20 protein-coding genes are annotated in these 17,631 nt (G+C 69.0%); 18 read left to right on the top strand and 2 right to left on the bottom strand.

What is annotated here, in order from left to right; genetic code table 11:
• Window positions 1–20: 20 nt before the first annotated feature.
• Together EDF58_RS18605 and EDF58_RS18600 are read right to left on the bottom strand one after the other, a co-directional pair.
• Window positions 21–710, bottom strand: a complete 690-nt coding sequence (locus EDF58_RS18605) for a DUF2490 domain-containing protein (protein WP_132268271.1) — start codon at window positions 708–710, stop codon at window positions 21–23.
• Between the two features lie 172 nt (window positions 711–882).
• On the bottom strand, window positions 883–1,707 hold the full coding sequence (locus EDF58_RS18600) for a flagellin (RefSeq protein ID WP_132268270.1): 825 nt from the start codon (window positions 1,705–1,707) through the stop codon (window positions 883–885).
• A 259-nt stretch (window positions 1,708–1,966) separates the two neighbouring features.
• Here EDF58_RS18600 and EDF58_RS18595 point away from each other — a divergent pair, with 259 nt between their 5' ends.
• The 18 genes from EDF58_RS18595 to EDF58_RS18510 all read left to right on the top strand — a co-directional run bounded on the left by EDF58_RS18595 (window position 1,967) and on the right by EDF58_RS18510 (window position 17,535).
• Complete coding sequence (locus tag EDF58_RS18595) at window positions 1,967–3,271, top strand: sigma 54-interacting transcriptional regulator (RefSeq protein WP_132268268.1); 1,305 nt, start codon at window positions 1,967–1,969, stop codon at window positions 3,269–3,271.
• Window positions 3,268–3,666, top strand: a complete 399-nt coding sequence (gene fliE / locus EDF58_RS18590) for a flagellar hook-basal body complex protein FliE (protein ID WP_132268267.1) — start codon at window positions 3,268–3,270, stop codon at window positions 3,664–3,666. Before EDF58_RS18595 ends, fliE begins: the two co-directional genes overlap by 4 nt.
• A gap of 6 nt (window positions 3,667–3,672) precedes the next feature.
• A complete protein-coding gene (gene fliF / locus EDF58_RS18585; protein WP_132268265.1) occupies window positions 3,673–5,454 on the top strand; it encodes a flagellar basal-body MS-ring/collar protein FliF in 1,782 nt (593 codons plus the stop codon).
• Window positions 5,454–6,461, top strand: coding sequence for a flagellar motor switch protein FliG (gene fliG / locus EDF58_RS18580; RefSeq protein WP_132268263.1), 1,008 nt, complete (start codon window positions 5,454–5,456; stop codon window positions 6,459–6,461). The genes fliF and fliG overlap by 1 nt, the downstream gene beginning before the upstream one ends.
• Entirely contained in the window at window positions 6,454–7,083 is a 630-nt protein-coding gene (locus EDF58_RS18575; protein ID WP_132268261.1) for a FliH/SctL family protein, read from the top strand. Before fliG ends, EDF58_RS18575 begins: the two co-directional genes overlap by 8 nt.
• Before the next feature lie 16 nt (window positions 7,084–7,099).
• Window positions 7,100–8,425 carry a FliI/YscN family ATPase gene (locus EDF58_RS18570; RefSeq protein WP_132268259.1) on the top strand — a complete coding sequence of 442 codons (1,326 nt, stop codon included), beginning with the start codon at window positions 7,100–7,102 and terminating at the stop codon, window positions 8,423–8,425.
• Window positions 8,426–8,427: 2 nt separating this feature from the next.
• Window positions 8,428–8,853 (top strand): hypothetical protein, encoded by a 426-nt coding sequence (locus EDF58_RS18565; protein WP_132268258.1) that lies wholly within the window; start codon window positions 8,428–8,430, stop codon window positions 8,851–8,853.
• Between the two features lie 48 nt (window positions 8,854–8,901).
• Window positions 8,902–10,392, top strand: coding sequence for a hypothetical protein (locus tag EDF58_RS18560; RefSeq protein WP_132268256.1), 1,491 nt, complete (start codon window positions 8,902–8,904; stop codon window positions 10,390–10,392).
• A 27-nt stretch (window positions 10,393–10,419) separates the two neighbouring features.
• Window positions 10,420–11,025: a flagellar basal body-associated FliL family protein gene (locus tag EDF58_RS18555; RefSeq protein ID WP_132268255.1), complete on the top strand. Its 606-nt coding sequence runs from the start codon at window positions 10,420–10,422 to the stop codon at window positions 11,023–11,025.
• Between the two features lie 175 nt (window positions 11,026–11,200).
• Window positions 11,201–11,983, top strand: coding sequence for a FliM/FliN family flagellar motor C-terminal domain-containing protein (locus tag EDF58_RS18550; protein WP_243654362.1), 783 nt, complete (start codon window positions 11,201–11,203; stop codon window positions 11,981–11,983).
• Between the two features lie 43 nt (window positions 11,984–12,026).
• Window positions 12,027–12,347, top strand: a complete 321-nt coding sequence (gene fliN, locus EDF58_RS18545; protein WP_132268252.1) for a flagellar motor switch protein FliN — start codon at window positions 12,027–12,029, stop codon at window positions 12,345–12,347.
• A complete protein-coding gene (locus EDF58_RS18540) occupies window positions 12,347–12,643 on the top strand; it encodes a flagellar biosynthetic protein FliO (protein WP_132268250.1) in 297 nt (98 codons plus the stop codon). Before fliN ends, EDF58_RS18540 begins: the two co-directional genes overlap by 1 nt.
• On the top strand, window positions 12,640–13,425 hold the full coding sequence (gene fliP, locus EDF58_RS18535; protein ID WP_132268248.1) for a flagellar type III secretion system pore protein FliP: 786 nt from the start codon (window positions 12,640–12,642) through the stop codon (window positions 13,423–13,425). The genes EDF58_RS18540 and fliP overlap by 4 nt, the downstream gene beginning before the upstream one ends.
• A gap of 3 nt (window positions 13,426–13,428) precedes the next feature.
• A complete protein-coding gene (locus tag EDF58_RS18530; RefSeq protein WP_132268246.1) occupies window positions 13,429–13,719 on the top strand; it encodes a flagellar biosynthetic protein FliQ in 291 nt (96 codons plus the stop codon).
• Entirely contained in the window at window positions 13,716–14,516 is an 801-nt protein-coding gene (fliR, locus tag EDF58_RS18525; RefSeq protein WP_132268245.1) for a flagellar biosynthetic protein FliR, read from the top strand. The genes EDF58_RS18530 and fliR overlap by 4 nt, the downstream gene beginning before the upstream one ends.
• The gene (locus EDF58_RS18520) at window positions 14,513–15,649 is read left to right on the top strand and encodes an EscU/YscU/HrcU family type III secretion system export apparatus switch protein (RefSeq protein WP_132268243.1); all 1,137 of its coding nucleotides are present in this window, start codon (window positions 14,513–14,515) and stop codon (window positions 15,647–15,649) included. The genes fliR and EDF58_RS18520 overlap by 4 nt, the downstream gene beginning before the upstream one ends.
• A 55-nt stretch (window positions 15,650–15,704) precedes the next feature.
• Window positions 15,705–17,159, top strand: a complete 1,455-nt coding sequence (gene fliD / locus EDF58_RS18515; protein WP_132268241.1) for a flagellar filament capping protein FliD — start codon at window positions 15,705–15,707, stop codon at window positions 17,157–17,159.
• Between the two features lies 1 nt (window position 17,160).
• Window positions 17,161–17,535 carry a flagellar protein FliS gene (locus EDF58_RS18510; protein ID WP_132268239.1) on the top strand — a complete coding sequence of 125 codons (375 nt, stop codon included), beginning with the start codon at window positions 17,161–17,163 and terminating at the stop codon, window positions 17,533–17,535.
• The last annotated feature ends 96 nt before the right edge of the window (window positions 17,536–17,631 follow it).

Below are 17,631 nucleotides of genomic sequence, written 5' to 3'. Positions count from 1 at the left end.
CTTTCCCGGCGAATGCCCGCTCAGTGCCGGAAGAACAGCGAGACCGAAGCGACGTGGTTCATCCGCGTCCGTCCGCGAGTCTGGTCGATCACCTGGTTGAGATAGCCCAGCTCCACGGTCGTCGCGTCCTTCACGCCGAGTTCCACGCCGACGAAAGAGCGCAACTGGTCGAACCCGCCGCGCGCGCCCCAGTCGGTGTCGTTTAGCGCCAGGAAGCCTTCGGCATAGACCAGCGCGTTCACGGTGTTGGTGCCCGGCTTCAGTGGCTTTTCGTAACGCAGCATCTCGCGCAGGCGCCAGCCCGTGTCACCGCCGTCCGAACGCCAGCGCTGTTCGAGACGGGTGCGCGACGAGAGTTCGCCGCCCCAGGGCTTGCCCATGAACCAGCCCAACTGCTGGAAGCTGCGCTCCTCGTTCACGTCGCGGCCGCCATCCACCGGCACGACGATATGGGCATAACCCTGGTAGAGGGTGACCGCCGGGGACAGTTTCAGCCCTATCGCGCCGCGCAGGAGAAGCTGGTCCAGCCGTGAAGCGCCGTCGCCCATGCGCGGCTGAACTTCGGCAAAATAGACCGCGTCGCCGGCAATCGGCCCCATTGCCGTAAGGTTGACCCAGACCTGTTCGTCCTCGCGCGTTTCAGCCGCGGCAGGGGCGGCAAGCGCCGGGAACACAGCGACGGCAAGGGAGCAGGCAAGAAAGCGGCGCATGATCGGTCCGGGTTTCGGGAACGGGAACCAGGGTCTTTATGAACCGCCTGTTTCCGCGCCGTTTCCCTGCCATGTTCGCTGATGGCTCACGCACGCAAACGGGCCCGGCGCGTGGGGGGTGCGCCGGGCCCTGCAGCGAGCCCGCTGAGGGCCGCCGGCTTGTCCTGCGTGCTTAGCGCAGCAGCGACAGCACGTTCTGCTGGCTCTGGTTGGCCTGCGCGATCATTGCGGTCGAGGCCTGGCTGAGGATCTGCGCCTTGGCCATCTGCGTGGTTTCCGTCGAATAGTCGGCATCCTCGATGCGCGACTTCGCGTCGGAAAGGTTGGTGACGTTGTTGGTCAGGTTGTTGACCGCCGATTCGAGGCGGTTCTGCCCGGCGCCGAGCGAGGCGCGCGTCTTGTTCACGTCCGCAAGGGCAAGGTCGACGTTATCGATCGTGTCCGAAGCGGCCGAGTCGCTCGATACGTCCAGCGCCGAGGCATTGATATTGGTGCCGTTGATTGCGGAAGAAGTCAGCGTGATCGTCTCGCCCGAATTGGCGCCGGTCTGGATGTCGAACGTGACATCGGTGCCCGACGTGGTCGAGAACAGCGTGTTGCCGTTGAAAGTGGTGTCGGAAAGGATGTCGCCGATCTGGCTGGTCAGCGCCGTCACTTCCGACTGCATGGCATCGCGGTCGCTGTCCTGGTACGTGCCCGAGGACGACTGGATCGCCAATTCGCGCACGCGCTGAAGCATGTTCGACACTTCCGACAGCGCGCCTTCGGCGGTCTGCGCCAGCGAGATGCCGTCGTTGGCGTTGCGGATGCCCTGGCTCATGCCGCGGACCTGCGCGGTCATCGAAGTGGAGATGGCGAGGCCGGCGGCATCGTCCTTGGCCGAATTGATGCGCTTGCCGGTCGACAGGCGCTCCATGGCGGTGCCGAGCATCTTGTTGGCGGAGGTCGAGGCATTCGAAGCGCGAATCGCGCTGATGTTGGTGTTGATGACAGACATGGTTGTGGCTCCCGTTGAGTGTCCCGATGAGGAAACAGCCTCTGCCGGCCCATCCGGCGCGGCTGTCGAGACAAAGACCGGCAGGTCGAGCGCGAATTTAAGCCCGCATCCGGCACGGCTCGTCCCTGCAAACCCACGGAGCTGCGCCGAAATTTACCTTCACTAGGGGTCGCTACGGGGCCTTAAGTTTCCCAAAGATTCGCCGTTACGCACGCATATCGATCCCCGCCAATGCATTAATCCCACGGGGACGAGAAACATGGTCGAACTGGTTTTCGACACGGAATTCAACCGGCGCCACGGGCCGCTTGCCCATCGCGCTGCCGCCATTGCCGGATCGCTGTTCGATTGTTCGGCGATCGCCCTGCGCGATGCGGCGGACGAGACGATCGGGTCCGGCCCGGTCGCCGCTCCCGCGCGCGAACGCGTGGTGCGGCTCTCGCGCGGTATCCAGCCGGTCCTGTCCCGCAAGACCGCAGCCCTCACCGATGTCCTCTATGCCGACCCCATCGGCGAGGCATCGCTGGCGATGCTGCTGGCGGCCATGGCCGGCCCGGACGATCCGATCGCGGCCGACCCCGAGAGCCTTTCGGTCTTCGCCCTGGCCGACCGCCTGGCGAACAGCGACATTCCCGTGCTCGTCAACGGACCGACCGGCACCGGCAAGGAAGTGCTCAGCCGCTTCATCCATGCCCGCAGCCCGCGCCGCGACGGCCCCTTCATCGCCGTCAACTGCGCCGCCATGCCGGAAACCATGCTGGAGGCCATGCTGTTCGGCCACCAGAAGGGCGCCTTCACCGGCGCCACTCAGGCCAGCGAAGGCTTCATGCGCGCGGCCGACGGCGGCACGCTGCTGCTCGACGAGATCGCCGAACTGCCGCTGCCGCTCCAGGCCAAGCTGCTGCGCGCGCTGCAGGAGCAGGAAGTCGTGCCGATCGGCGCGACCCGGCCGATCAAGGTGGACTTGCGCGTGATCGCCTGCGCCAACCGCGACCTGCCCACCGAAGTCGCCGAGGGCCGTTTCCGCGCCGACCTCTACTACCGGCTCAACGTTTTCCCCCTCACCTTGCGGCCCTTGCGGGAGCGCCCGGATGACATCGCCCCGCTGGCCTTCGCCATGGCCCTGCGCCACGCCCCGGACCCGGCGCGCGTGCCCTGCCTGAACGATGCGGCGCTCGCGATGCTCAAGCTCCACTCCTGGCCCGGCAATGTGCGCGAACTGGAAAACGTCATCCGCCGCGCGATGCTCCTTGCCCACGGAAAGACCATGATCGCCCCCGAACACATCGCTTTCGACAGCCCCGCCCGGCTGCTGCCTTCCGCCATGCCCGGTGCCGAGCCCTTCGACATCGACGGCAACCGCAAGCTCGCCAGCATCGTCCAGAACTCCGAGGCCCGCGCCATCGTGGAAACGCTGGAAGCCTGCGGCGGCAACCGGGTACGCGCCGCCCGTGAACTCGGCATTTCCGAGCGGACCTTGCGCTACCGCCTCGCCTCGCTGCGCGAAGCCGGGATCGACCTTGGCCCCAACACCCCGCGCGGCGCGGTGGGAGGCCTGCGATGAGCACGGTCCCCGGCCTTTCCGGCGCTGCGCTGCCCGGCAGCGGGGGCGGCATCCAGCAGATCATGGCGATGCGCCAGCAGATCATCCAGCGCAGCGATCTGCTCCAGCAGATCCACGCCGCACAAGGCAGCGGAACGGCGAATGCCGTCGGCGGCTCGCAAGTCCAGCCCGCCGGACAGGGTTTTGCCGACACGCTCAAGTCCGCGCTGGACGGCGTCAACGCCGTGCAGGCCCGCGCCGAAGGCGTGACCGACGCCTACCAGAAAGGCGAAGTGACCGACGTGGCGAAAGTCATGCTCGCGCGGCAGGAAGCCGGCGTCGCCTTCGAGGCGACCATGCAGGTCCGCAACAAGCTGCTGTCCGCGTACCAGGACATCATGCGGATGGGAGTCTGATCCGAAATGGCCGACCTCGTTCCCGCCCCCGCGGCTTATGCCGGCGCCGCGCAGCTTCCCGCGACCGGCTCCCTCTTCGCGCCCTTCACCGATCGGTCCGGTGGATCGGTGCTGACCCGCCTCGGCACCTTCACCGCGCAGCCGGGCGTGAAGAAGATGCTGCCCGCCTTCATCGGCCTGGCCGCGATAGGCGGCGCCTTGCTGGCCTGGGCGACTCTCGCCCCCTCGCCGCAGCGCGTGCTCTATGCACAACTAGACGATTCCGACCGGGCGGGCGTTGCCGCCGCGCTCGAACAGGCCGGGATCGGCTACCGCATCGACAACCAGACCGGCGCGCTCACCGTGGGCGAGGGTGATTTCTACAAGGCCCGCATGCTGGTCGCTTCGGACGGCGCCCTGGCCGCTCCCGAAAGCGGCGACCAGATGCTGGACAAACTGCCGATGGGCGCCAGTCGCACGCTGGAGGGCGAGCGCCTGCGCTCCGCCCGCGAGCACGACCTGCAACTGACCATCGGCGAGATCGACGGGGTGGAATCGGTCCGCGTCCATGTGGCGGCGGGTGAAAAGTCGGTTTTCGTGCGCGACAACGTGGCGCCGACCGCCTCGGTCATGGTGCGGCTCAAGGCGGGCCGCCAGCTTTCCGCGAGCCAGGTCTCCGCGATCGTGAATCTCGTCGCCAGTTCGGTGCCGGGGCTTTCGCCGGACGCGGTGAAAGTGGTGGACCAGCACGGACAGTTGCTCTCGCAGGGCGGCGGCGCGGAAGCGGACCGGATCGACCTGCAATCGCGGCTGGAATCGAAGATCCGCGAACAGGTCTCGGGCCTGCTGGCGCCAGTGCTCGGCCCTGACAACTTCACCACCGAGGCGCAAGTCGCGCTCGACATGGACGACGTGACTTCCGCGCGCGAAAGCTACGACAAGGACGGCGCCGTGCGCAGCGAAACGCAGGAACAGTCGCAATCGACCGGCTCCGCCCCTGCCGCGGGCGTTCCGGGCGTGCTCTCCAACACCCCCCCGCCCGCCACGCAGGCGCGCCCCGGTCCGCCGCAGGGCACCCAGCCCAGCCCTGCGGCCACCCCACCGACCAACGGCGAGACCTCGTCCAGCCGGACATACGAACTGGGGCGGCAGGTCTCGGTGGCCAATACCCGGCCCGGCGGCATCAAGCGCATCTCCGTGGCCGTGGCGATCAAGGCCGATGCCATGAAAGGCGCGCGGGCGCAGGACGTGCAGGATATCCAGTCGCTGGTCAGCGCCGCCGTCGGCGCCGACCCGCAGCGCGGCGACCAGGTGAAAGTGGTCATGCGCAAGTTCGAGCCGGTGGGCGAAAGCGCCACACCGTTCTACGAGGCGCCGTGGTTCGCCATGGTGGTGCGCAACGGCGCGGCCTTGCTGGCGGTGCTGATGGTCCTGCTGCTGGGCGTGCGCCCCCTGATCCGCGCCATGCGGGGCGACAAGTCGGCGCCGAAGAAGCGCAAGGGCCGCAAGAACAGCAGGCTTGGCGAAGACGGCGAGGCGGAGGACGGGCCCGACGCCCTCGGCCCCATCGCGGAACGCAGCCTCGAAGCGCTGGTACCGGCCGGCAGCCTGCCGCTCCGCCCCGAGATTCCCGGCGCGGACGGCCTCGATATCGACTTGCGCCGCGCCGACCTGCTCTCCCGACAGGTCAATCTGGCCCAGCGCCTGGTCACCGAAAGGCCGGACAATGCCGTAGCCGCGCTCCGCCAGATGATCAACGAGCCCGCCTCGGAAGCCGCCTCCGACAAGGCACGGGCCAAGGCCGCCTGATGAGCGAGACCGCCCCCCTGCGCGCGCCTGACAGCGCAGCGATCATGATGATGCTGCTCGACGAGGACCAGACGAGCCGCATCCTTTCCGAACTCGAACCGGACGAACTTCGCCGCCTGGGCGAAAAGATGTGCGCGCTGGGGGAGATCGGCCCCGAGGTGATCGCCGAGGCCATCGCCGGCTTCGTCGCCAAGACCGAGGCGCTCGGTCTCGTCGCGCACGACCGGGTCGGCCAGGTGCGGGGCATGATCACGCGCGCGGTGGGCGAAGTGAAGGCGGACAACGTGATGCGCCGCATCCTGCCCGCCGCGCCTCTGCACTCCACGCTCGAACTGGCGCGCTGGCTGACCCCGGATTCGCTGGTGCCGCTGGTGCGCGGCGAACATCCGCAGGCGATCGCCGTGCTGCTGGTGCAGCTCGATCCCGAGGTGGCCGCTGCCGTGCTCCATGCGCTGCCCGCCCCGGAACAGCCAGAGATCGTCCACCGCATCGCCACCCTGGGACCGGTATCCCCGCAGGCGATCCTGATGCTGGAGGAACTGCTGGCCCGCCGCATCGCCGAGTGCCACGGCCAGCGCCCGCTCGCCATCGGCGGCGCGCGCGAGGCGGCGGAAATCATCAACGGCGTCGGCAAAGTCGTCGAAAAGCGCGTGCTGGGCGAACTCACCCGCCGCGACAAGGTCCTCGCCCGCCGCATCGAGGAGGAGATGTTCAAGTTCGAGCACCTCTTCGTGCTCGATGCCAAGTCGATGGGCACATTGCTGCGCGACGTCCCCAACGACACGCTGATCGACGCACTCAAGGGCGTGAGCGAGGAGGAGCGCGAGCTGTTCTTCCGCGCCATGTCCAGCCGCGCCGCCGACGGCGTGAAGGACGAGATCGTCGCGCGCGGGCGCACCCGCCTGGCCGATGTCGTCGCCGCGCAGAAGGAAGTCGTGGCCATAGCCCGCCGCCTGGCGGCCGACGGCGCCATAGCCTTCGGTTCGGGGGACGACGACTATGTCTGACCTCGGCTTCTTCGTCCGCCGTCCCGGCAAGCGGCTGATCGACGCGCTTGCGCAGCCGGCCGGCTTCCAGCCCGACTTGCGCTTCGGCGGCACCTTGCACCTCGGCCCTTCCGAACCGGAGCCGCCGCCCACGGTGGTCCCGGTCGAGGCGGCGGATCCTGTCGGAGAGGCCTTCAGCCACGGCTTTGCCATGGGCCACGAGCAGGCCGCCCGGGAAGCGCAGCAGCGCGCGGAGGCCGAAGATACCGCGCGGAATGGCCTTTCGCTCGCCTTTGCGCGCCTGGACGAAGTGCTGGAGGAAGAACTCCGCCTGCGCCTGCGCGATACCGTGGCCGCGCTCTGCGAAGCGGCCGTGGCGCCCCTTGCGATCGAGCCGGAAGCGCTGCTGCGGCGCGTCGGCGTGGCAGTCTCGATGCTTTCCCGCGCCGAGGACGAGCGGCTGATCCGCCTCCATCCCGAAGACCTCAAACTGGTTTCGCCGCGGCTTTCCGCCGAGTGGCAGGTCCAGCCCGACACCTCGCTCGAACGCGGTACTGTCCGCATCGAGACGGCGACCGGCGGGGTCGAGGACGGTCCCGCCAACTGGCGCCGCGCGATTGCCGAGGCCTTGCACCGCTGCTGAAAGGGCCCGCCGGCCGATGCTGAAGCTCTGGGAACCGATCCTTGCCGATCTTGCCGCCGGGCCGCTCGATCTCGGCCCGCGCCGCTTCGGGCTGGTGGCCGCCTGCGACGGCGGGCTGCTGGAAGTCAGCGGGCTTTCCGTGCCGGTCGGCGCGATGTGCCGCGTGTCGCATGCGCCGGGCCAGTCGCTGGCAGCCGAAGTGATCGGCTTCCGCAACGGCAGGACGATGATGATGCTTCTGGGCGACATGATCCTGCTGCGCCCCGGCGCGCGGGTCTGGGCGGAAGGACGGCCCGGCCTGCTCCCGGTCGGAGAGGCCTTCCTCGGTCGCGCCGTCGATGGCGAGGGCCTGCCGATCGATGGGGGCTTCGCGATCCACAGCCGCATGGAATGGCCCTCGGGCGGGGTGCGGACATCCGCGCTCGATCGCAGCCCGGTGCGCCTGCCCTTCGACACCGGCGTGCGCGCCCTCAATGCCCTCACCACCTTCGGGGTCGGCCAGCGCATCGGCGTGATGGCCGGATCGGGCGTCGGCAAATCCGTGCTGATCGACATGATCGCGCGCGGCGCCTCGGCCGATATCGTCATCGTCGGCCTGATCGGCGAGCGCGCGCGCGAAGTGTCGGACTTCGTGGAGCGGCACATGAACGCCGCGAAGAAGGACAAGACGGTGGTGGTGGCCGTGCCCGCCGATCACGCGCCCAATCTTCGCCTGCGCGGGGCCATGCTTGCCACGTCGATGGCCGAGCACTTCCGTGCGCGCGGCCGCCGCGTGCTGCTCATCATGGACAGCCTCACCCGCGTCGCCCATGCCGCGCGCGAGATCGGCCTTCTGCTTGGCGAGCCCGGAGCGGCGCGCGGATACCCGCCCTCCGCCCTCGCCACGATCACCAAGCTGGTGGAGCGGGCGGGCAATTCGGCAGCTTCGGGCGGATCGGTCACGGGGCTCTACACCGTGCTCGCGGATGGCGACAACCAGGACGACCCGGTGGTCGACACCGCCCGCTCGATCCTCGATGGGCACATCGTCCTCTCGCGCGATCTGGCGCAGCGCGGGCAATATCCCGCGGTGGACATCGCCGCCTCGCTCAGCCGGGTCATGAACGACATCGTGCCGCCCGAACACCAGCAGCTTGCCCGCCAGTTCCGCGCACTGACAGCGAGTTACGAGGCCAATCGCGACCTCGTGCTGATGGGAGCCTACCGCGCGGGCGCCGACCCGCAGCTCGATCGCGCCATCGCCATGCACGAGCGGCTGGCCGCCTTCCTCGGCCAGCCCCAGGGCGACATCGTCGACCTGGGGCGCAGCGCCGCGCAGCTCGCGGCCCTGCTGGGAGGCTGACCGTGAAGGAAGAACGCAAGCGCCTCGTCCGGCTGCGCCGCCTCGAAAAGATCCGCGCCATTGCCAAGCAGACCGCCGCCATCGAAGCGGCGCAGGCCGAAAGCACCCTTTCGAAACTGCGCGACTTGTCCGAGCGTACCCGCCGCATGGCGGACGACTACGGCGGCCGCCGTGAAATGACCGATGGGGCGGCGCTGCACCAGGTCGGGCGCTTCGTCGGCGGGCTTCAGGCCATCCGCCGCACGACCGAGGGCGACGCCTTGCGGGCGCAGTCGATCGCCGATGCCAAGCAGTTGCTCCTGGCCGAAGCCGAGCGCCGCCGCGCCGCCATCGAGGACCGCGCAGCCCATCAGGAACGAACCATCGCCAAGGCCGGCGAAACCCCGGTCCTGGGCGGCCGCAAGCCATCTGGCACGGCTCTTGAATAGCAATTCCCGCCATCTTTTCGAACGCTCGACACGAGGAACCTGCAAGGCATGATCCATTTTTCCGGCCCGGTATCTGGCCCGGCACCAGTCGGCGCCCCGGCATCGGCACCAACAGTCGCCCCGGCCCCATCCGGAAGCGCGCCAAGTTCCGCCAAGGCCGCCGAAACGGGGGGCTTCGCCGCCCTGCTCGGCGCGGCGGGCGGCCTCGTGGCTGCGGTGGAACCGGCGTCTGGGATGGTTGCCAGCATCGCGGCCGGGGTCGAAGCGGCCGTGAAGCGGGTGGCCGGGACCGTCCTGCCGGGCGGCAATGTCGGCAAACCAGGCGGCAAGATCCTGCCGGACGGCGAAGCAGAGGCCCCTGCCACCGAGGACGGCGCAAAGGATGGCACCACCGCCGAGAGCGAGGATCGGGCCGCGCCGCCGCTGCTCCCCGCAACCCTCACCGAACTGACCGCAGCGCTTGTCGCGCCGCCGATGCCGCCGACGATGGTTCCGGCTTCGACTGCCGCTGGTTCCGCCGCCGCACCGCGCGGCGAGGCGACGATCATCGCGGCGAGGCTTCCGCAGCCCCGCATGCCCTTGCCCCCGGCTGTCGCCCCGGCTCCCTCCCCGGCCGCCGCAACGCCGCCAGCGGCCTTCGATACCGCCAGCATTGCCCTGGCGCCGATCACCGTCGTCGCAGCGGAAGTGCTGGAGGTTGCTCCGGGGCAGAGACCCGTGACAACGAGCCCGACACCGTCCGCTCACGCTCAGCCCCTGGCCGTCTCCGCAAGCCGGGAAGCGCAGCCCCCCGGAACGCCGACACTCCCGCCTTTCGCCGGAGTGGCGGGCGGCCCCTCGCGCGGGACCGAGGCACCGGTGTTGCCGGCGGTATCGACCGAGATCGCATCCGGTCCGAGCGAGCCCGCGCCGGAAGCCCCCCGCCCCGCGCTAGCTGCAGCGGTGCAGGATACCGCGTTCCCATCGTCGCAAGTGCCTGCGCCCGTCCTGCAATCGCCCCTCGTCCCCGCCCCGATCGACAGCCCTGGTCCGTCGCGACCCGCGGAAGCGCCTCAGGACTTTGCCACGCTCGTCGGCCGCCTGTCCGAAGCGCGCGAGGCGGCCAGCCCGCATCTCGTCCGCACCGCTCTCAACCATGCGCAGTTCGGGCCGGTCTCGCTGGAGTTCCGCCACGAGGACAGAGGGCTCTCCGTGACCATGGCCAGCGCTTCGCCCGGCTTCAACGGCTCGGTTCAGGCCGCCCTGGCCGCCTCGCTTGCCGGCTCTCTTGCCGGTGGCGCGCAGAACGGAGCGGCCGGAGACCCGCCGCGCGATAGCGGCCAACCGGCCGGGCAACACCAGCCCGCAACTTCGGGCAATGCCGCCAGTGGCGGTGGCGGCGATCTGCGTCAGCAGGCGTCCGGCGCCGATCGCGGCGGTGCAGGGGAGCGTCAGGGCGCGGGCGGCCAGCAGGGCTCCTCGCGCGAACGGCAGGCACACCACCATCGATCGTCTCGGCCCGAGCCGCGCGATGGCGACCGCAGCGGCATCTATGCCTGATCCGGCACCAAGGGGGGATTGCGTACAGTGAGCGAAAAGGCAGCGCAGGACGGCACCGCCGAGGCCAGCGGCAAGGCAGGAACCAGGCGCAGGGGCAAGTTGACTCTCGTGCTCATCGCCGCGGGCATGCTGGTGGTGGGCGGCGGCGGCGTGGCGGCGCTCATGATGAGCGGGATGATCGGCGGCCATGCCTCCAGCCGCGAGGACAACCAGCCCAAGCTGGTCCGCAAGGGCGAGGACGATCCCTATATGCCCAAGGCCGAGGGTGAAGAGGGTGCTGCGCCGCCCGAGGTCGAAGGCGACGGCGGCGATCCCTATCGCACGGCCTACTTCACCTTCAGCGAGGATTTCACCTCCAACCTCAAGGACTCGGACGCCCTCGTCCAGCTGAGCCTGGCCTGCTCCACGCGGCGGGATGGCCGAGTGGTGATCTGGCTGAAGAAGCACGAACTGGCGATCCGCTCCGCCCTGCTCGAAATCCTGGCCGATACGCCCGAGAACGACGTCTACACGATGCCGGGCAAGGACCGGCTGGAGAAACGGCTGACCGCCGCGATCAACAACGTGTTGATCCGCAAGGAAGGGTTCGGCGGCGTCGACGGCGTCTACTTCCGCACTTTCATCATCCAGTGAGACATCATCCAGGAAGGCAGCGGTGATGGCGGCTCCAGACTCGTCCCGCGGGCATGCAGCCCGCTCCCCGGCCCGTCCCCCGGCACATCACCCGGCACATCACTGCAGCGAACTGCTGGGAACGGGCCCCTCGACCGCGGATCTGGTTCCGGCGTTCTCCCTGATCGGGGAAAGGTTGACGCGTGCGCTTGCCGTGGGCCTTGCCCGGCTGTCGGGCGGCGAGGCGCCGCTGGTGCGCGCCGCCATGCCGGTGGCTGCCACGCTGGCGACGGTCGAGGCCGGGATCGCGGGTCTGGCGGCGCATACGCTGATGGGCATGGGCGTCTCCGGCCTGCCGCTCCTGGCGATCTTCGAGGCCGCGCCGGTCTTCCGGCTGGTGGACCGAGCCTACGGCGGCCCCGGTGAAGTGCCCAATCCCCTGCCCGAAAGCTTCCCGCTTTCCGCCGAGCTCCTGCTCGCCCACATCGAGACTTGCGTGGCCGAAGCGCTCAGTTTCGCGCTCGACGGCCAGGGCGGCGAGGAGCACCGCGTCCGTCCGCTGCGCCGCGATGTCAGCCTGCGCCAGCTCGACCCTTTCCCCGCCCATGCCGACCTGCTGACACTGTCGCTGGACATCGAGGAGCCGGGCCTGTCGGCCTGGTCCCTCACCCTCGCTCTGCCGACCACCACGCTGGCCGCCGCCACCACGACGCCCCGCTACGGACCCCCGCGGCGGCGGCGCTTCGTGCATCCCGAACCGGCCGAGGAGCCCTTCGCCTCCATGCCGCTCGAAGTGACGGCGGTGCTTGTCGACATGCGGCTCGGCATGGCGCGCCTGTCCAACTTGCGCCCGGGCGAGATCCTGCCGGTGGCGGTGGCGCGCAGCGTTCCGCTCCAGATCGGTGGCCGCACGCTCGCCAGCGGCACGATCGGGGAAATCGACGACCGGGTCGCGGTCCAGGTCACGCACGCGTTCTGACGCCTTCACCCCGCTTTCCAGACAACAGGGATAACGACCGACGATGAGCATCCATCCCCGCGGCCTCGATTTTCTTCGCGACGTCGACGTGCGCCTGACCGTGGAACTGGGCCGGACCCAGATGAAGCTGAAGGACGTGCTCTCGCTCGGCCCCGAAAGCCTAGTCGTGCTGGACCGGCTGACCGACGAGCTGCTCGACGTGCTGGTCAACGGCAAGCCGATCGCGCGCGGCGAAGTGGTGTCTCACAACGGCCGCTTCGGCCTGAGGATCGTGGAGATCGCGGGGCTGGAGGGCGCCGAGGGCGGGTCGGCGGAAGATGCCCTGTCCCCGGCCCTGCCCGACGGCGAGGAAGGCGCGGCCTGATGCTCTGGTATCTGGCCAAGCTGGTCGTCCTGCTGCCGCTCATCGGGCTGCTGGCCTGGGGCTGCCTGATCCTGGCCCGCAAGATGCAGGAGCGGGCGGGGCTGAACGCCGGCAGCCGGTCCTTGCGGATCGTGGAGACGCTGATGCTCTCGCCCACCCAGCGCCTGGCGGTGATCGCCTTCCACGACCGGGAAATCCTGGTGGCAGCCACACGCCACGGTCTCACGCGCCTGGCGGAAGCCCCCGCGCGTCCGGATTTCGACGCCATCGTTGCCGCCGGGACCGCGGAGCCATGAAGCGCCTGTTCGCCACCTGCCTGCTCGCGGCCCTTTTCGTGCCGCTCGCCGCCCATGCGCAGGAGGCGATACCCGGCGCACTGGACCGCGCTTTGGGTTCCTTGGGAGGCAGTGGAGCGGACGGCGCCGGAAGTTCGGGGGGACTGAGCATGTCCCTGCAGCTCCTGCTGGTCATGGGGCTGCTGACGATCCTGCCCAGCCTGATCCTGATGATGACCAGCTTCACCCGCATCCTGGTGGTGCTGGCCATCCTGCGGCAGGCGCTGGGTCTGCAGCAGTCCCCGCCCAACCAGGTGCTGATCGGACTGGCCCTGTTTCTCTCGCTCTTCGTCATGGCGCCCACGCTTGAAAGGGTGAACGCCGATGCCGTTGCGCCCTACGCCGCCGGCCGGATCAATGCCGAACAGGGAATTGCGGCGGGGGGACGCGCCTTCCATGCCTTCATGATCCGCCAGACCCGCGAGCGGGACCTCATGATGTTCGCCGACATGGCCGCCCGGAACGGCAACGGGCCGGCCCGCTTCGGCAGGAGCGAAGACGTGCCCTTCTCGATCCTGCTTCCCGCCTTCGTCACCAGCGAACTCAAGACGGCCTTCCAGATCGGCTTCATGCTGTTCCTGCCGTTCCTGGTGATCGACCTGGTGGTGTCTTCGGTGCTGATGAGCCTGGGCATGATGATGATGAGCCCGATGGTGGTCTCCCTGCCGTTCAAGCTGCTGCTCTTCGTGATGATCGACGGCTGGGCCCTGCTGATGGGTTCGCTGGCGGCGAGCTTCGGCTAGGCGATGGAAGACATCACCGCCCTGCTCTCGCTGGCCGACCGCATGCTCTGGGTGACGGCACTCGTCGCCGCGCCGGTCCTGCTGGCGTCCTTGGCGGTGGGGCTGGCGGTCGGCGTGGTCCAGGCCGCGACTTCGGTGAACGAGCAGACGCTGACGTTCGTGCCGAAACTGGCCGTCACCGCCGTGGTGCTGGTGGTTTTCGGCGGTTCGATGATGACCCTCGTCGGCGAGTTCGCACAGGAAGTCTTCGCGCAGATCGCCCGCACCGGACTGGCCGAGCAGGCCGCGCCGTGATCCAGCTGGACTTCGGGTTCGGGCCGCTGGAGGCCGAATTCTGGCGGCTGGTCTTCGTGATGACGCGCATCGGCGCGGCCCTGGTCGCGGCCCCGCTCTTCGGCATCGCCGGCGTACCGCCGCAAGTCCGCGTGATCGGCGCGGGATCGCTGGCCGTGCTGGTCTGCGCCTGGACGAACGTCGCCGCACCGGCCGCGCTGTTCTCCGCCGCCGGGGTGCTTTGCGTCCTCGGCGAAGTGCTTGTCGGCCTGGCGCTGGGCTTCGTGCTCCAGCTTTCCTTCGCAGCGCCGATCCTGGCGGCAGAGCTGATCGGCGGCGCGATGGGCATGAACGTCGCCACCGCGGTAGACCCCAATTCCGGCGCGCAGTCTCCCGCACTGGGGCAGTATTTCGCGGTGGTGCTCTCGCTGGTCTTCCTGGCGCTGGGCGCCCATCTGCAATGGTTCGCACTGATCGTCGACAGCTACCGTGCTTTCCCGCCGGGGCACACCTGGCTCGGGGCCGAGCGCCTCGCCGCGATTGCCAGGTTCGCGGGCCGCATGTTCGCCACGGGCGTGACCATCGCGCTGCCCGCCTGCCTGATACTGCTGGTCGTGCAGATCGTCACCGGCGTGCTCGGCCGCTCGGCGCCTTCGCTCAACTTGTTCTCGCTGGGGCTTCCGGCAGGCGTGCTTGGCGGTATCGCCGCGCTGCTGGTGGGCGCCCCGGTGCTGACCGACCTCGTGGTGCGTCTTTCGGCCGACGCCGTCGAACAGACGGCCGAACTCCTGCAATCCGGCGATGGCAGGGCGCCATGAGCGAACAGGAAGGCGAAAAGAGCTTCGCGCCCTCCGAGAAGCGCAAGCGCGAGGCGGCAAAACGCGGCGACGTGATCCGCTCGCGTGAACTGGCGACGGCGGCCTCGGTGGCGATCGGCGCGGCATGGCTGTCGCTGGCGGGTCCCTGGGTGCTGAACATGCTGGCGGAAGTGCTGCGCGCCGGCTTCACCTGGGACAAGTCCGCGCTGGACGACTTCACCCCCGGCCGCCTGCTGATGGGTGCGCTCCTGGCCGGGCTTCCGCCGATCCTGGTGCTGGGCCTGGGGGTCGTCCTCGCCTCGCTGGTCTCTCAGCTCGGGTTCGGCGAAGGGCGCTGGCTCGGGGGCAACCTGGCGCCGAAGGGCTCGCGGATCAACCCGATGTCCGGCCTCAAGCGCATGTTCGGCCTGACCGGCCTGATCGAGATGGCGAAAGGCATCGCCAAGATCGCTCTGCTTGGAACGATCGCCTGGACCTGGGCCGAAGGGCGGCTGGAGGCTTTCGCACGACTCGGGCGGGGCAACCTTTTCGCAGAGCTGGCCTATGCCTGGGACGCACTGGTCCAGCTTCTCTTCTGGCTCTCCGCCGGGCTGTTCGTGATCGCCCTCGTCGACCTGCCGGTGCAGCTGGTGCGCCGGATGATGCGCCTGCGGATGACCCTTCAGGACGTGCGAGACGAGCAGAAGGAAAGCGAAGGCTCGCCCGAAAAGAAGGCGGCCATAAAGGAGCGGCAACGCAAGATCGCCATGGGCGGGCTGGTCCCGGCGATGAAGGATGCGCAGTTCATCATCACCAATCCGGCGCATTTCGCCGTCGCCCTTGCCTACGACCCCGCCATGGCGCCTGCCCCGCTGGTCATCGCCAAGGGCCGCGGCGATCGGGCGCAGGCGATGCGGCAGATGGCGCCGGAGTTCTCCCTGCCGGTGCTCTCCTACCCCGCGCTCGCCCGCTCGGTCTATTTCACCACGCGCGAAAGGCAGATGATCCGCGAAGACCACTATGTGGCGATTGCCGCGATCCTCGCCTTCGTGCTGGCCCTTCGGCGCGGGGAGCATCGCCACCCGCCGCAAGTCTCCGTGCCTGTCACCGTCCGCTTCGATGCCGAAGGGCGTCCCGATCCCCGCCAGGGCTGAGAAATTCTCCCGAGCCGCCCCTTAACGAATGCCCACCCCTGCCGTTCTCCGACCCATGGCTACCACCACCGCATCGACCGCCGCGACTTCGTCGCTGACCAGTTCCTCGCTGGTGACCGCGCTTGGCGGCGGCAGCGGCGTGGACATGGCAGCCCTGGCCAACAATCTGGCCAATGCCCAGTTCGCCAGCCGGAACGACCGCCTGACAGCCCGCTCGGACAAGCTGGGCACCCAGATTTCCACGGCCTCCAACATCAAGTCCATGCTGCTTTCGCTCGATACCTCGCTAGGGACGCTGGTGCGCTCGGGAGACCTGGCGCGCACGCCCAGCCTTGCCAATGCCGCGGTCGGCGCGGCCAGCCTCACCGGCACCTCGACGCCCAAAGGCACCTATTCGCTGGAAGTCACCCAACTCGCCCGGGGCCAGCAACTGGCGAGCAAGGCCTATCCGGCCGCCACGGACAAAGTCGGCGCGGGCACGCTCACCTTGCGCTTCGGCACCGTCTCCGGCAGCGCGTTCACGGCGGATAGCAGCCATGCGGCGGTCGATGTGACGATCGCGGCGGGCGCCTCGCTTGCCGACGTGGCCAAGGCCATCAACGCCGCGAACGCCGGCGTCAGCGCCTATGTCGCCCAGACCGTGGACGGCGCGCAACTCGTGCTGAAGGGCCAAGAGGGCGCCGCCAACGGCTTCATGCTGGAAGCGAGCGAAGACCCCGCCAATCCCGGCCTCTCGAAGCTGGCCTGGAGCCCCGCCACCGGCTCCGCTCCGGGCCAGGCCCAGCTTCTCGCTGCCGCGCAGGATGCCGCCTTCAAGGTCGACGGCCTGGCGATGACGGCCAGATCCAACACCGTCAGCGACGCCATTCCGGGCGTGAAGCTCCTGCTTGCCGCCACCAACATCGGCGCGCCGACCACGGTGAGCTTCGCCAATCCCGCCACCTCGATCGCGGGCGCCATGCAGGACTTCACCGACGCGCTGAACGAGGTGATGTCCGCGCTCAATACGGCCACCGCGATCGGCGGCGATCTCGCCAACGACGGCGGCGCGCGCGCCCTGAAGCGCGCGCTTTCGGGCCTGGCCGGATCGACCATCATGCCGAATGCCACCGGCACGGCGAAGACCCTGGCCGACATCGGCCTCAAGACCCAGCGCGACGGCACTTTCGCGCTCGATACCGATCGGCTGAACACGGCCATCGCCGCCGATCCCGAAGGCGTGACGGCCATGTTCACCAACGGCCTCCACGGCGTCTACGCTAGCTATGACAAGATCTATCGCGCCGCGACGTCCAGCACCGATACCAGCTCTCTGGGCGGCTCGATCTCGCGCTACACCAAGTTGCTCACGCAGATTTCCGATGACCGGAGCAGTCTGGCGGAACAGCAGGAGAAGCTCCGCGCCCGCCTCTCCTCGCAGTTCTCCGTGTCGGAAGCGCGGATCGGCGTGTCGAAATCGACATTGACGATGCTGCAGAACCAGATCGCCCAGTGGAACAAGAGCAGTTGAGATGCGGCGCCAGCTTTCCCCGGTCGAAGCCTATCGCCGGGTAGACTTCGATGCGCGCGTCAGCGGAGCCGGGCCGGCGGAACTGGTCCACTTGTGCTACGAACACCTCGTGGCCGCGCTGGGCACCGCCATCCATGCCGACCGCAACGGCGACAACGGGCTGAAGAGCCGTTCGCTGACGCGCGCGCTCACGGCGATCACCGCCCTGCATCTCGGCGTCTCGGGCGAAAGCGAGGTGGCCGCTGCGCTCAACCAGCTTTACGACGCCGCGCGCCGCACCGTGCTGGACAGCGCCATCGCTTTCGATGCCCGCAGCCTTGCGGCCCTGCGCGCCGACTTCGCCGAGATCGGACAGGCCCTGCTCGCCCAACGCTGACGGTTCACGGTGCGGGAAATGTTGCCGTTTCGGTTGCCGAAACCCGCAGTGCCCCGCGCGTCTCGTTGCCGGGAGGCGGGTCATAGGTCGATTTTG

The organism is Novosphingobium sp. PhB57, assembly GCF_004342985.1.
Lineage (GTDB): Bacteria > Pseudomonadota > Alphaproteobacteria > Sphingomonadales > Sphingomonadaceae > Novosphingobium.
Note: the sequence above shows the minus strand (reverse complement) of the source record. Positions and strands in the feature narration are given on the sequence as shown.

Bases quoted from the DNA above. Each gene is read 5' to 3' on its own strand.
- EDF58_RS18605 (WP_132268271.1), bottom strand. From the start codon at position 710: ATGCGCCGCTTTCTTGCCTGCTCCCTTGCCGTCGCTGTGTTCCCGGCG.
- EDF58_RS18600 (WP_132268270.1), bottom strand. From the start codon at position 1,707: ATGTCTGTCATCAACACCAACATCAGCGCGATTCGCGCTTCGAATGCC.
- EDF58_RS18595 (WP_132268268.1), top strand. From the start codon at position 1,967: ATGGTCGAACTGGTTTTCGACACGGAATTCAACCGGCGCCACGGGCCG.
- fliE (WP_132268267.1), top strand. From the start codon at position 3,268: ATGAGCACGGTCCCCGGCCTTTCCGGCGCTGCGCTGCCCGGCAGCGGG.
- fliF (WP_132268265.1), top strand. From the start codon at position 3,673: ATGGCCGACCTCGTTCCCGCCCCCGCGGCTTATGCCGGCGCCGCGCAG.
- fliG (WP_132268263.1), top strand. From the start codon at position 5,454: ATGAGCGAGACCGCCCCCCTGCGCGCGCCTGACAGCGCAGCGATCATG.
- EDF58_RS18575 (WP_132268261.1), top strand. From the start codon at position 6,454: ATGTCTGACCTCGGCTTCTTCGTCCGCCGTCCCGGCAAGCGGCTGATC.
- EDF58_RS18570 (WP_132268259.1), top strand. From the start codon at position 7,100: ATGCTGAAGCTCTGGGAACCGATCCTTGCCGATCTTGCCGCCGGGCCG.
- EDF58_RS18560 (WP_132268256.1), top strand. From the start codon at position 8,902: ATGATCCATTTTTCCGGCCCGGTATCTGGCCCGGCACCAGTCGGCGCC.
- fliN (WP_132268252.1), top strand. From the start codon at position 12,027: ATGAGCATCCATCCCCGCGGCCTCGATTTTCTTCGCGACGTCGACGTG.
- EDF58_RS18540 (WP_132268250.1), top strand. From the start codon at position 12,347: ATGCTCTGGTATCTGGCCAAGCTGGTCGTCCTGCTGCCGCTCATCGGG.
- fliP (WP_132268248.1), top strand. From the start codon at position 12,640: ATGAAGCGCCTGTTCGCCACCTGCCTGCTCGCGGCCCTTTTCGTGCCG.
- EDF58_RS18530 (WP_132268246.1), top strand. From the start codon at position 13,429: ATGGAAGACATCACCGCCCTGCTCTCGCTGGCCGACCGCATGCTCTGG.
- EDF58_RS18520 (WP_132268243.1), top strand. From the start codon at position 14,513: ATGAGCGAACAGGAAGGCGAAAAGAGCTTCGCGCCCTCCGAGAAGCGC.
- fliD (WP_132268241.1), top strand. From the start codon at position 15,705: ATGGCTACCACCACCGCATCGACCGCCGCGACTTCGTCGCTGACCAGT.
- EDF58_RS18510 (WP_132268239.1), top strand. From the start codon at position 17,161: ATGCGGCGCCAGCTTTCCCCGGTCGAAGCCTATCGCCGGGTAGACTTC.